This is a genomic window from Flavobacterium sp. KACC 22761 (assembly GCF_034058155.1).
Classification (GTDB): domain Bacteria; phylum Bacteroidota; class Bacteroidia; order Flavobacteriales; family Flavobacteriaceae; genus Flavobacterium.
This window is the reverse complement of the sequence record NZ_CP139148.1, coordinates 1,218,822-1,232,920: the sequence shown is the minus strand read 5'-3', so window position 1 is coordinate 1,232,920 and position 14,099 is coordinate 1,218,822. Positions and strand designations below refer to the sequence as shown.

10 protein-coding genes are annotated in these 14,099 nt (G+C 34.0%); 8 read left to right on the top strand and 2 right to left on the bottom strand.

The window, feature by feature from the left end; translation table 11 throughout:
- Positions 1 to 213 precede the first annotated feature (213 nt).
- From gdhA to SCB73_RS05485, 5 genes are all read left to right on the top strand, one after another.
- Positions 214 to 1,557 carry an NADP-specific glutamate dehydrogenase gene (gene gdhA, locus SCB73_RS05505; RefSeq protein ID WP_320569091.1) on the top strand — a complete coding sequence of 448 codons (1,344 nt, stop codon included), beginning with the start codon at positions 214 to 216 and terminating at the stop codon, positions 1,555 to 1,557.
- A 130-nt stretch (positions 1,558 to 1,687) separates the two neighbouring features.
- The gene (gene porZ / locus SCB73_RS05500; RefSeq protein ID WP_320569090.1) at positions 1,688 to 3,970 is read left to right on the top strand and encodes a type IX secretion system anionic LPS delivery protein PorZ; all 2,283 of its coding nucleotides are present in this window, start codon (positions 1,688 to 1,690) and stop codon (positions 3,968 to 3,970) included.
- 72 nt (positions 3,971 to 4,042) lie between these two features.
- On the top strand, positions 4,043 to 4,756 hold the full coding sequence (recO, locus tag SCB73_RS05495) for a DNA repair protein RecO (protein ID WP_320569089.1): 714 nt from the start codon (positions 4,043 to 4,045) through the stop codon (positions 4,754 to 4,756).
- 130 nt (positions 4,757 to 4,886) lie between these two features.
- Positions 4,887 to 8,288 carry an isoleucine--tRNA ligase gene (gene ileS, locus SCB73_RS05490; protein WP_320569088.1) on the top strand — a complete coding sequence of 1,134 codons (3,402 nt, stop codon included), beginning with the start codon at positions 4,887 to 4,889 and terminating at the stop codon, positions 8,286 to 8,288.
- A gap of 6 nt (positions 8,289 to 8,294) precedes the next feature.
- Positions 8,295 to 8,675 carry a TraR/DksA family transcriptional regulator gene (locus SCB73_RS05485; RefSeq protein WP_012022792.1) on the top strand — a complete coding sequence of 127 codons (381 nt, stop codon included), beginning with the start codon at positions 8,295 to 8,297 and terminating at the stop codon, positions 8,673 to 8,675.
- Positions 8,676 to 8,926: 251 nt separating this feature from the next.
- On the opposite strand, the gene SCB73_RS05480 is transcribed toward SCB73_RS05485, so the two are convergent.
- Both SCB73_RS05480 and SCB73_RS05475 read right to left on the bottom strand, forming a co-directional pair.
- Entirely contained in the window at positions 8,927 to 9,307 is a 381-nt protein-coding gene (locus tag SCB73_RS05480; RefSeq protein WP_320569087.1) for a hypothetical protein, read from the bottom strand.
- Positions 9,308 to 9,341: 34 nt separating this feature from the next.
- Positions 9,342 to 9,698, bottom strand: coding sequence for a roadblock/LC7 domain-containing protein (locus tag SCB73_RS05475; protein WP_320569086.1), 357 nt, complete (start codon positions 9,696 to 9,698; stop codon positions 9,342 to 9,344).
- 177 nt (positions 9,699 to 9,875) lie between these two features.
- Here SCB73_RS05475 and SCB73_RS05470 point away from each other — a divergent pair, with 177 nt between their 5' ends.
- The 3 genes from SCB73_RS05470 (at position 9,876) to SCB73_RS05460 (ending at position 14,099) form a co-directional block, all read left to right on the top strand.
- Complete coding sequence (locus tag SCB73_RS05470; RefSeq protein ID WP_320569085.1) at positions 9,876 to 10,079, top strand: hypothetical protein; 204 nt, start codon at positions 9,876 to 9,878, stop codon at positions 10,077 to 10,079.
- A gap of 122 nt (positions 10,080 to 10,201) precedes the next feature.
- Positions 10,202 to 10,801 carry a lipoprotein signal peptidase gene (locus SCB73_RS05465; protein ID WP_320569084.1) on the top strand — a complete coding sequence of 200 codons (600 nt, stop codon included), beginning with the start codon at positions 10,202 to 10,204 and terminating at the stop codon, positions 10,799 to 10,801.
- A 139-nt stretch (positions 10,802 to 10,940) separates the two neighbouring features.
- On the top strand, positions 10,941 to 14,099 hold the full coding sequence (locus tag SCB73_RS05460) for a UvrD-helicase domain-containing protein (RefSeq protein WP_320569083.1): 3,159 nt from the start codon (positions 10,941 to 10,943) through the stop codon (positions 14,097 to 14,099).

Sequence of the window (14,099 nt, the reverse complement as noted above, 5' to 3'; positions counted from 1 at the left end):
GTTGTGATTTGATGTAAAATCGGAGGCTTAAAATTGTATTTTTATTTTTGTTTAGAAATAACACAATTCTTTTCTAAAAACGAAAAAAAATAACAATTGATGATTGTTTTGCCTTATCTTTGCTTGTTGATACGAAAACGTTTTCTTGGAACATTTTTCGTGCGTTAATTTGATGTTAAGCTAAAAACTATTATTTGAATAATTTATTTAAAAATGGAACAAAAAATAAATGAATTTATGGCTCTAGTGGAGTCAAAAAATCCAAACGAGCCAGAATTTCTTCAAGCTGTTAGAGAATTTGCAGAAACTGTAATTCCGTTTATTTCTGAGCGTAAGAAATACGATGGAAAGAATATCCTTTTAAGAATCGCTGAACCAGAAAGATCAATAATATTTAGAGTTCCGTGGGTAGACGACAAAGGAGAAATCATTGTAAACAGAGGATTTAGAATCCAGATGAACTCTGCAATTGGACCATACAAAGGAGGAATTAGATTTCATCATACCGTAAACTTATCTGTTTTAAAATTCTTGGCTTTTGAACAAGTTTTCAAAAACAGTTTGACAACACTTCCAATGGGTGGAGGAAAAGGAGGTTCTGATTTTGATCCGGAAGGAAAATCAGATGCTGAAATTATGCGTTTCTGCCAATCATTTATGACAGAATTATGTCGTCATATTGGCCCAGATCTTGACGTTCCAGCTGGAGATATCGGAGTAGGTGCAAGAGAAATTGGTTATTTGTTTGGACAATATAAAAGAATCAGAAATGAATTTACGGGAGTTTTAACTGGAAAAGGTTTGGCTTACGGAGGTTCATTAATCAGACCAGAAGCTACAGGTTATGGCGTGGTATATTTTACAGATCAAATGCTTCGTACTATTGGGCATGAAATCAAAGGAAAAAGAGTTGCAATTTCTGGATTTGGAAACGTGGCTTGGGGAGTTGCCTTAAAAGTAAATGAACTAGGAGGTAAAGTAGTTACTATTTCTGGGCCTGATGGATACATTTATGATGAAGAGGGAATTTCTGGAGAAAAAATCGATCATATGGTCGAAATGAGAGCAACTGGTGATAATAGAGCAGAAAGATATTTAGAGAAATATCCTAATGCTATTTTCCATAAAGGAAAAAGTCCTTGGGAAGTAAAAGTTGATATTGCAATTCCATGTGCTACTCAAAATGAATTAAATGGAGAAGATGCGAAGAAATTAATTGACAATGGTGTTTTATGCGTAACAGAAGCAGCAAATATGCCTTCAACGTTAGATGCTATTAAACTTTTCTTAGATAATAAAGTGCTTTTTGCTCCTGGAAAAGCGGCTAATGCTGGTGGTGTTGCGGCTTCTGGATTAGAAATGACTCAAAACTCTATCCGTTTAAACTGGACGAGTGAAGAGGTTGATTTGAGATTAAAAGACATTATGGTTGGAATTCACAACCAATGTAAAAAATATGGCGCTGAAGAAGATGGTTATGTAAACTACGTAAAAGGAGCTAACATTGCCGGATTTGTGAAAGTTGCCGATGCTATGCTGGCTCAAGGTGTAGTGTAATTTTTAGTTATAGTTTTTTTGAAATGTCTTCATTTGTCACTGACAATTGAAGGCATTTTTTTATTTATAAAAAGAACAAAAAACAAATACTTCCGTTTGTAGTATATTTGTTATCTGAATACATAAAATAATGAAGGAAAAGTTTCTGTATATTTTGTTTTTATTTCTGTTTCAATTTAGCTTTTCGCAAAATAAATTGTCATGGCAGGGTTATTTTTCGTTTAACGAAATAAAAGATATTTCAGAATCTTCAACAACTGTTTATGCGGCTTCAGAGAATGCTTTGTTTTCTAAAAATGCTTCATCAAATACGGTCAAAACAACTACTACAATTGACGGACTTTCTGGACAGACAATCTCATCGGTTTATTATAGTGAGGCATTCAAAAAAACAATTATTGGCTATGAAAACGGCTTGATGATCGTTGTAAATGAAGCTGATGGCAGTATGCTGAAAGTAGTCGATATTATAAACAAGCAATTAGCGCCGAATCTTAAAAAGATCAATCATTTTATGGAGCATAATGGTCTGGTTTATGTTTCTTGCGATTTCGGGATTGTTCAATTTAATTTGACGACTTCACAATTTGGCGATACTTATTTTATTGGCGATAATGGTGCCGAAATTAGTGTCAAACAAACGGCCTTTTTTAACGGATTTATTTATGTGGCAACTTCCAGTGGCATAAGAAAAGCAGATATCACAAATGCAAATCTTAATGACTATAAGCAGTGGACTGTTGTAAATCAAGGAAACTGGTATGGTGTAGAAACTATAGATACAGAGCTGATTGCAGTTAATAATTCGGGCTATGTACATCGATTCAATTCAAGCGTATTTGTGGGTTTTTCTCAATTGCCACAAACTGCAGTTGATATAAGAGCAAAAAATCATAATTTGTTTATTACGACTGCAAATACAGTTTATGTTTACAACAATCAAATGGTTCTAATTCGGCAAATTGCAAATACACAGGTTTTAGATAATACTATAAATTTTACTGCTGCAACTGCTGTCGGAAATTCAATTTATATCGGAACAAAAGAAAAAGGTTTGTTTTCTTCATCGCTTTCAAATAGTACTGCTTTTGTTAATGATACGCCTTCTGGTCCGGCTCGAAATAATATTTTTTCTATGGATGTTACGCCAAGTGTGCTTTGGGCGGTTTATGGAGATTATGACACCTATTATAATCCGTATGATTTGGATAGTTATGGAGTTAGCAAATACAATACTTCTGGTTGGTTGAATATTCCGTATTCAGATGTTTATAATGCAAAATCAATGACCAGAATTATTGTGAATCCAAAGAATGAAAAGCAAGTTTATGCGAGTTCTTTTTTCTCGGGATTATTGCGAATTGAAAATAATGTTCCGAATTTTTTATATAACGAAAAAAACAGTGGTTTAGAATCGATTACGACCGAAGGCCCAAATTATATTGATGTTCGTATCAATGCAACAGCTTTTGATAAAACTGGAAATTTGTGGGTGACCAATAGCCGAATAAAAAATGGCTTGAAAGTTTTAAAAACCAATGGGCAATGGGGAAGTTATGCCATGACTTCAATTTTAGATGATGCTCAAGCCAGTAGTTATGGAGCAATTTTAGTAGATCGAAACAATGTAAAATGGATTGCAACAAATCGCGACGGTGTGGTTGGTTTTAATGAAACCAATAATACGTTTAAAAAAATGACTTTTGGTGCCGATGCGGGAAATCTCCCAATTGCTGATGTTAGGGCATTGGCTATTGACAATAAAAATCAGCTTTGGATTGGGACAACAAAAGGATTGCGAGTTTTGTCGAATGTGAGTAATTTTCAGAATGAAAGTCAGCTAAAAGCAAATCCAATCATTATTATGGAAGATAATTTAGCTCAGGAGCTTCTTTACGAGCAATTTATAACTTCTATTGCTGTCGATGGCGCAAACAATAAATGGATTGGAACAAGTGATTCGGGAGTTTTTATGGTTTCGCCAAACGGTCAGGAAACCAAATATCATTTTACAAACAGCAATTCGCCTTTGCCAAGTAATGCCATAAATGATATTAAAATTAATAGCACAACGGGTGAAGTTTTTATAGCAACCAATAAAGGAATGATTTCTTTTGGTGGAATTGCCACTGAAGCCAACGAAGATTTGAGTAATGTTTATGTGTACCCAAATCCAGTTCGCCCAACGTATTCGGGAACGGTAAAAGTTGCTGGATTATTGGATAAAGCCAATATTAAAATTACAGATATTGAAGGGAATTTAGTTTACGAAGCCACTTCAGAAGGCGGAACAATAGAGTGGGATACAACTGCTTTTGGAAAATACAAAGTTTCTTCAGGCGTTTATATGATTTTTATTTCGGCACAAGATGGAGGCGAGACAAAAGTCAAAAAAGTGATGATTATTCGATAGTATTCAGTCGCAGTCTCAGTTTTCAGTTTCAAACTTGAAACCTGAAACTTGAAACAAAAAAAAACAAAAACTTTGCTAGTCAAAACAAAAGCCATAGTAATCTCATCATTAAAATTTCAGGAAAAAAGCTTGATCGTAAAATGTTTTACGCTTTCAAGCGGACTGAAATCGTATTTTGTGCGCGATGCTTTTTCGAGTCGGAAAGCGAGTCAGAAAATTGCTTATTTTCAGCCTTTTTCGATTTTAGAAATCGAGGCCGTTCATAAAAATAAAGGAACGTTGGAAAATTTCAAAGAAATAAAAAGTGCCGTTCCATTTCAGAGCATTCATACTGATATTGTGAAAAGTACCATGGTAATGTTTTTGTCTGAAATGCTACATTATTCCATTCAAGAAGAAGAAAAAAATGAACAGCTTTTCCTTTTTTTAGAAACCGCTCTAACTTGGCTGGATCATCATGAAGAAATTTCTAATTTTCATTTGATTTTGCTTTTAGAAATTACAAAATATCTCGGTTTTTATCCAGACATTTCAGAAATAAATTTGCCTCATTTTGAAATGAATGAAGGCGTTTTTACACTTTTTCAAGGAGCAAGTGTTTTATCAGAACAAGAAACCAATCTGCTTAAAAAACTAGTCGAATTAAAATTTGACAACGATCAAAAAGTCTTCCATGTTTTAGAGCGACAAATTCTTCTGAAAATACTTATCGATTATTATAGTTTGCATTTAGAAGGATTCAAAAAACCTAAATCTTTGGAGATTTTAAAGGAAGTTTTCTCTTAAATCAATAAAAACAGCAATATTTATTGCGGAATCTACCTGAAATTACCTCAAAGTAGTCTTTTTTCCGTTATCTTTTCTCTATTTTCCTCAAAATTCCTTACTTTCGCACCTCGTTTAAGAAAAGGATAAAATGAGTACAAAATTTACTGAATACAAAGGACTTGACTTACCAACTGTAGCGTCTGAAGTTCTTGATTTTTGGAAGAAAGAAAATATATTTGAAAAGAGTGTAACTACTCGCGAAGGTGCTGAACCTTTCGTATTTTTTGAAGGTCCGCCTTCAGCAAACGGATTACCTGGAATTCACCACGTAATGGCACGTGCGATTAAAGATATTTTTTGCAGATATAAAACTCAGAAAGGTTTTCAGGTAAAAAGAAAAGCCGGATGGGATACTCACGGTTTGCCTGTTGAATTAGGAACCGAAAAAGAATTAGGAATTACAAAAGAAGATATTGGTAAAACAATTTCAATCGAAGAATATAACGAAGCGTGTAAAAAAACCGTTATGCGTTATACGGACGTGTGGAATGACTTGACCGAAAAAATGGGTTATTGGGTAGATATGGAAGATCCATATGTGACTTACAAACCAAAATATATGGAATCGGTTTGGTGGCTTTTGAAACAAATCTACGATAAAGGTTTGTTGTACAAAGGATACACGATTCAGCCATATTCTCCAAAAGCAGGAACAGGATTGTCTTCTCACGAAGTAAATCAGCCTGGTGCTTACCGTGACGTTACCGATACTACAATCGTAGCGCAATTCAAAACTTTGCCAGAAACGCTTCCGAGCTTTTTACAAGGTTTTGGAGATATTCATATTTTAGCTTGGACGACAACTCCTTGGACACTTCCGTCAAATACAGCATTGACAGTTGGTCCAAAAATTGACTATGTTTTAGTTAAAACTTTCAATCAATATACTTTTGAGCCAATCAATGTGATTTTGGCTAAAAACTTAGTTGGAAAACAATTCGGAAAAGGATATTTCGTAAGTGAAGACGATGCTGATTTTGACAATGTGAAAAATGGCGACAAAAAACTTCCATACAAAATCTTAACTGAGGCAAAAGGAGCAGATTTAGTAGAAATTCGTTACGAGCAATTATTGCCTTACGTATTGCCATATCAAAATGCTGAAAATGCATTTAGAGTAATTTCCGGAGATTTCGTTACTACAGAAGACGGAACAGGAATCGTGCATACGGCTCCAACTTTTGGTGCAGATGATGCTAAAGTAGCAAAAGAAGCAAAACCAGAAGTACCGCCAATGTTGGTTCTTGACGAAAACGGAACAGCAGTTCCTTTAGTTGATTTGCAAGGAAAATTCACTTCTCATGTAGGTGATTTGGCTGGTAAATATGTTAAAAACGAATATTACGATGCAGGACAGGCGCCAGAGAAATCTGTAGATGTTGAAATCGCTATTCGTTTGAAAGAAGAAAACAAAGCTTTTAAAGTTGAAAAATACGTGCACAGTTATCCGCATAGCTGGAGAACAGACGAGCCGTTATTATACTATCCTCTAGATTCATGGTTCATCAAAGTAACCGATGTAAAAGATAGAATGTTCGACCTGAACGAAACTATCAATTGGAAACCTAAATCTACTGGTGAAGGACGTTTTGGAAATTGGCTTAAAAATGCTAATGATTGGAACTTATCTCGTTCTAGATATTGGGGTATTCCTTTGCCAATTTGGAGAACAGAAGATAAAACAGAAGAAGTTATTATCGGTTCTGTTGAAGAATTGTACAATGCAATCGAAAAATCAATCGAAGCAGGTTTCCAAAAAGAAAATCCGTTTAAAGGGTTTGAGATTGGAAATATGTCTGAGTCAAATTATGATTTAATTGACTTGCACAAAAATGTTGTTGATGCTATCACTTTGGTTTCAGCTTCTGGAAAACCAATGAAGCGCGAAAGTGATCTAATCGACGTTTGGTTCGACTCTGGAGCAATGCCTTATGCACAATGGCATTATCCTTTTGAGAACAAAGACAAAATTGATGGAAATAAAGATTTTCCAGCAAATTTCATTGCTGAAGGAGTAGACCAAACTCGTGGTTGGTTTTATACTCTGCATGCAATCGGAACTTTGGTTTTTGATAAAATTGCATACAAAAACGTAGTTTCAAACGGTCTTGTTTTGGATAAAAATGGAATTAAAATGTCTAAGAGTAAAGGAAATACTATAGACCCATTTAAAACCATTGCAGAAAACGGCCCAGATGCTACGCGTTGGTATATGATTATGAATGCAAATCCGTGGGATAACTTGAAGTTTGACCTTGAAGGAATTGCTGAGGTTAAACGTAAATTCTTCGGAACTTTATACAACACTTATTCTTTCTTTTCGTTATATGCTAACATTGACGGATTTAAATATGCTGAAGCAGAGATTCCGTTAAACGAAAGACCAGAAATCGATCAGTGGATTATTTCTGAATTACATTCGTTAATCAAATTCGTTGACGAATGCTACGAAGATTACGAGCCGACAAAAGCAACAAGAGCCATTTCTGACTTCGTTCAGGAAAACTTAAGTAACTGGTACGTTCGTTTATGTCGTCGTCGTTTCTGGAAAGGAGAATATGCCAAAGATAAAATTGCAGCTTACCAAACGCTTTATACTTGTTTATTAACTATAAGCAAATTAAGCGCTCCAGTAGCTCCATTTTTTATGGATAAATTATACAGAGATTTGACATCATCTACGGGAACCGAGGATTTTGCTAGTGTTCACTTGGCTGAATTCCCGAAATTTGTCGAAAACTTTGTTAATAAAACGTTAGAAAGCAAAATGCAGAAGGCGCAAACGATCTCATCTTTGGTTTTATCACTGCGTAAAAAAGAGATGATCAAAGTTCGTCAACCTCTGCAAAAGGTAATGATTCCGGTACTTGACGAGAATCAGCGTGCTGAAATTGAAGCAATTTCTGACCTTGTAAAAGCCGAAGTAAACGTGAAAGAAATTGAACTTTTAGACGATGCTTCAGGTATTTTAGTGAAACAAATTAAGCCTAATTTTAAAGCTCTTGGGCCACGTTTTGGTAAGGATATGGGCTTGATTTCTAAGGAGATACAAGGTTTTTCTGCAGAGCAGATCAATCAGCTGGACAAGCAAGGAACGCTAGATATTGTTATTGCAGGAAATAGTGTAACTTTATCATTAGAAGATGTAGAAATTACATCACAAGATATCGAAGGATGGTTGGTTGCTAATTCAAACGGAATAACAGTTGCGCTTGATATTACTCTTACCGAAGAATTAAAAAATGAAGGTATCGCTAGAGAATTAGTTAATAGAATACAAAACATCCGTAAAGATTCAGGTTTTGAGGTTACGGATAAGATTAAAGTTAAAATAAAACGAGACGGTATTTTAGAAAATGCAGTTTCAAAAAATGAAGACTATATTAAGTCTGAAACATTAACAGACGAACTCGTTTTTGCTGACACGTTAGAAAACGGCACAGAAATTGAGTTTGATGACATTAGAACCATTATATTAATTTCAAAATAGTAGAAAATGATAGATGAAATTACAAGATACTCTGACGCAGATTTAGCAGAGTTCAAAGAAATAATCCAAGCAAAAATTAAAAAAGCGCAAGAAGATCTTGATTTGATCAAAAGTGCCTATATGAACGATTTGAATAACGGAACTGACGATACTTCTCCAACTTTTAAAGCTTTTGAAGAAGGAAGTGAGACCATGTCAAAAGAGGCGAACTCACAGTTGGCTATCAGACAAGAGAAATTCATTCGTGACTTAAAAAATGCTTTATTCCGTGTAGAAAATAAAACATACGGTATCTGCAAAGTAACAGGTAAATTAATTAGCAAAGAAAGACTTAAAATCGTTCCTCACGCAACAATGAGTATCGAAGCTAAAAACTTGCAGAGATAATATTTTAAAATATTAAATTTCGTAAAAGCTCCTAATTTTAGGGGCTTTTTTGTTTAATGTTTGCTGGTGTAAAAATTAACCATATAATGGGAGTTTATGAGAGAAATTATTTATAATTTAATGAAATCGGGTGCTTTAATGTTTGCTTTTTTTGTAAGAATAAAGCAAGTAGAATTGCCTAAGATTTTTTAGAATAATTTCATAAAAAACCGCCTTTAACTAAGACGGTTTTTTTTTAAGGAGTAAATTTGTTATGCTAGATTTTTCTCTACATCTAATTTATGTTTTTTCAAAATCGCTCTTGTCATTCCAAGATTTGCTTTACTTGAATCTGCAGCAAGGTAAATCATGAATTTTTTGTTTGGAGAAATGTCGATAATGTGAATTTGATTTGAAAGCGTAATCAAAATATCTTCGATGTTCTGGTCTAAACCTAGAGCTTTTACAGCATTCAGTTTGGCTTTTACAACTTCAAGGTTGTATGCTGCTGCCAATTCAGGGTCAAAAGCAGGGTCAATTGTTAAGTTTCCAAAGCTTAATCCTGATTCAATTTCGGTTACAGCTACTGCTATAAAGCCATTTACGTTGGTTTTCATTTCATTTAAAAACACATTTAAGAAATCGTTGCTCATAATTTAGTGGGTTTGTTGGGTTAATAGATTTATGTTATTTCAGTAGTGAATTCTTGCTCAACTCAGCTGATAATTCCTCAGTTGAACGCATTAATAAAGCTAGATTGCTTCCCTCTTTTGAAAAAGCAATTATGAAATTGGTACCGCTGATTTTGTTTCCAACTACAACTCCATCTGAAGTTTTTAGAAGAAGTTGTTTTAAAGGACCTTTTTCTAAATCGGTCAAAAACTTTTCACTCATTGACAAAATGGCGGCACTCATTGCTGCTACACTGTCGCCGTAATCGACATGCAGTGAAGTAATCATTTTTCCTTTTCCGTTTAAAATTAATGCAGAGGTAGATTTGGTATTAATTAAAAAGTTGTTTAAAGCAGAAGTAATTTCATTCATGTTTTGTAGGATTTAGAAATATTGTTCAACTGTTTTGGGGCTAACGGCTGTTTTGGGGCTTTATTTGTGGTGTTTGATAAACAACTGTTAAAATTTATGAACAAATATAGATTAAATTATGTATCATTGTAATGCCAAACTGTTAATTATTTCATTTTTAATATAAAAACTCATATTATGACTAAGATATTGAAATTCAAAGATGTAAATTCTGATGTTGAGCATAGAATGAAGGATTTTGAAAAAATGCGTTTAAAATTAAAGGCAGCTATTAAAAAGGATGAAGCTAAAAAAGTAAATGCAGGAAAAGAGGACAAAAGCTTGGTAAAATCTATTTCTGGCTTTTTTGGTGATTCGGCACACGCTTCAGATAAGAAATAAGTTTTTTTACAGCTTAGAATAAATGTTAAGGCTGTAATTGCTATTATTGTAAAAGAATTAACGCTCCTTATGGAGCGTTTCTTTTGATTTAATTGTTATTTTTGCCATCAAAAATTTATAAAATGTCATTACGAAAAGCGTATTTCCTTATATTCTTAGTTTTAATTGTTGATCAGTGGTCAAAAATCTATGTCAAAACAAATTTTATCCTTGGAGATGAATTTCCTGTTTTCGATTGGTTTAAAATTCACTTTATTGAAAATGAAGGAATGGCTTGGGGAACAAAAATTCCTGGGGAATATGGAAAACTGATTTTGACAGTGTTTAGAATTTTCGCCGTTTTCGGAATCGGGTGGTGGCTTGCAGATGCGGTCAAAAAGCACCATTCTACTTATTTGATCGTTGCAATTGCATTAATTTTTGCAGGAGCGGCGGGTAACATTATAGACTCAGTTTTTTACGGAGTTATATTTGACGGCAGCGAACATAATATTGCAACGCTTTTTTCTCCTAATCCATACGGAACTTGGTTTCATGGTTTGGTGGTAGATATGTTTTATTTCCCAATTTGGGAAGGAAATCTTCCAACTTGGCTTCCTATTTTTGGCGGAAAACATTTTGCATTCTTTAATGCCATTTTCAATGTTGCCGATGTGGCGATTTCTACAGGAGTTGGTATTTTGTTAGTTTTCAATAAAAGAGCATTTCCAAAGCACGCATAAATTTAAAAATTCCAAAATTTTCAAAATTCTAAATTCCAATATTTAGCGCATTCGCAGCAAACAGATATTGGAATTTGGAATTTTTCATTATTGGGGTTAAATATTTTGTGCTATTTTTACGAGACAAAAAAAACTAACTATGCAAAGTCCGTCTTTCTCAATTTATGATGCTTCTGCAGGATCTGGAAAGACCTATACTTTGGTTAAAGAATATCTTAAAATTATTCTTTCTTCGCCAAAAAATGATGCCTATCGAAATATTTTGGCGATAACCTTTACCAACAAAGCGGTTCATGAAATGAAAAGCCGTATTGTTGGCAATTTGTCTGAATTTGCAAAAGAGGAACCTTCAGAAAAAGCAGTTGCCTTGATGGAGGATTTGTCTCGAGAAACCGGACTTTCGATTATTAAAATCAAAACAAAATCTCAAAATATCATAAAGCATCTTATTCATAATTATGCTGCTTTTGATATTTCTACCATTGATAAATTTACGCATAAAGTGATTCGCGCTTTTGCCCATGATTTAAATCTTCCCATGACTTTTGAAGTTACATTGGATACTGAAAATTTATTGGTCGAAGCGGTTGACGCGATTATTGCGCAGGCTGGTCAAGATGAAACTTTGACAAAATTGCTCATCGATTTTACAATGGAAAAAACCGACGACGACAAAAGTTGGGATGTTTCTCGTGAAATTTTGGAAACCGGAAGATTGGTTTTGAACGAAAATAATCGAAACGAGATTTTGCATTTTCACGATAAGTCGATCGAAGAGTTTATTGAGATCAAAAAGAAAATGCTTGCTCTTTGCAAAGATTTAGAATCAGAGAATGAAAGTTGGGCAAAAGAAGCGCTTGAATTAATTGACAAAAACGGAATTGATTTAAAATCTTTTTCTCGCGGTACTTTTCCAAATCATTTGGAAAGTATTCGTGACGGAAAATTCAATCCAAGAAATAAGACTTTTCACGAGTTTGATGATATTGCTATTAATAAAACGGCTAAAGACAGGGCTTTAATTGAAAATATTATTCCAGAACTGCTTCAAATTCTGAGCAAAATTTATAAGAATTTCGAAAAAAGAGATTTTTACAAAGCCTTTCTTAAAAATATAACGCCACTTTCGTTGCTAAACACAGTGAGTAATGAGTTGGCAAAAATTCAATCTGAACAAAATATTTTGTCGATTTCAGAATTCAATGCAATTATTCACCGCGAAATTCAAAATCAACCGGCGCCGTTTATTTATGAGCGTTTAGGTGAGCGGTATCGTCATTTTTTTATTGACGAATTTCAGGACACTTCTGAAATGCAATGGCAAAATTTAATTCCGCTGATCGATAATTCGCTTTCTGGTTTAGATGATTTAGGAAATAAAGGAACGCTGATGATTGTTGGCGATCCAAAACAATCTATTTATCGCTGGCGCGGAGGAAAAGCAGAACAGTTTATTGATTTGAGCAAAGACACAAATCCGTTTAATAATCCAGATAAGCAAATTCGGCATTTAAATACCAATTACAGAAGTTATAGCGAAGTTATTGATTTCAACAATAAATTTTTTAAACTGATTGCCTCGGAGTTTTCAAATGAAGATTATAAAGATTTATATGAAAATCACAGCTTTCAAAATGCAAATTCAAAAGAAGGCGGTTATGTGAATATCTCATTTCTTCCTATTATTGAAAAGACAGATTCAGATGATGAAGAGGAAGCACTTGAAAAATCAGATTTATATGTTTTGGCAACTTTGAATACGATTTTAAAAGTTGTTCGAGAAGGGTTTCAATATAGAGATATCGTTGTGCTGACTCGAAAAAGAGATCAAGGAATTGCGATTGCAAATTATTTGACAGAACAAAATATTCCGCTATTATCTTCGGAAACTTTGATGATTCAAAATGCGACTGAAGTTCGATTAATTATTCATCTTTTAAAATATTTGAACAATAGCGCCGATTTAGAATCGAAAGCAAATTTCCTTCATTTTTTAGCTTCAAATGTAAATTCTGAAATGCCTATTCATGATTTTATTGCTGAGGGAATGTCCAATAAAGCAGAAGCTGATTTCGAAAAATGGCTTCTGACTTTTGATGTTTCGTTGTCTTTTGAAGATGTTCGGAAAAAGTCGTTATATGAAGCCGTAGAAATCATCATCTCTAAATTTATTTTGCCTTCTGAAGGAAATGCTTATGTCCAGTTTTTTATGGATATAGTTTTGGAAAGAGATATCAGAAATCAGGCTGGTGTTGCTGATTTTTTGGTTTACTGGGAAAAAAACGCAGAGAAATTCAGTATTCCGTCGCCAGAAGGAAATAACGCGGTCCGAATTATGACGATTCATAAATCGAAAGGTTTGGAGTTTCCGGTCGTGATTATGCCTTTTGCCGAAGAAGATTATAATCGAAAACCGAAAGACAAATTATGGCTTGACACTGAAGATGCAGATTTAAATGTTCCTAAAGCTTTGATTGACAACAGCAGTGCGGTTGAAGGTTTTGGCGAAAGCGCTTCGGCAGTTTTTAATTTGAAAAAGCAAGAAGAACTTCTGGACAATATCAATGTTTTATACGTGGCTTTGACGCGTGCCGAAGAGCAGTTGTATGTTATTTCGCAATCTTTGAAAGAAAGAAAAGATGGTGAATTGCCGAATAATATGGCTTCTTTTTTTATTAAATATTTGATTCATCAGAATATTTATGATTCAGAAAAACTAGAATATGAGTTTGGAAATTCGGCGAAATTATCGGCTTCTGTAGAAGTGGTAAATTCTGTAAAAGAAATTCCGATTGTAAAAGAAGTTTTAAATCCAAAAAACATAAAAATTGCCCAACGCGAAGCTTTAATGTGGGGAACGCATCAGCAGGAAGCAATATCGTATGGAAATGTGATTCACGAGATTATGGCTTTTGTTAAAGATAAATCCGATGTCGATTTGGCTGTTACAAAAGCAATTGAAGAAGGTTTGATCAAGTTTGGTCAGAAAAATCAGGTTTTTAAAACGATACAAGAGATTGTGAATCACGCTGAATTGGACATTTGTTTTGAAGGAAACAATAAAATATTAAACGAGCAGACTATTGTTCAAAAAGAAGGAAAAATCCTTAAACCAGATCGCGTTGTGCTAACTGCCGATAAAAATGCCTATTTGTTGGATTATAAAACTGGTGCCGTAAATCCGAAATATAAACAACAAATTCAAGAATATCAAGATGCAATTGAGTATTTAGGGTATAAAGTGTTAAAAAAGGCTTTGGTGTATATAGGAACCGAAATCGATGTAGTAAATTTGTGA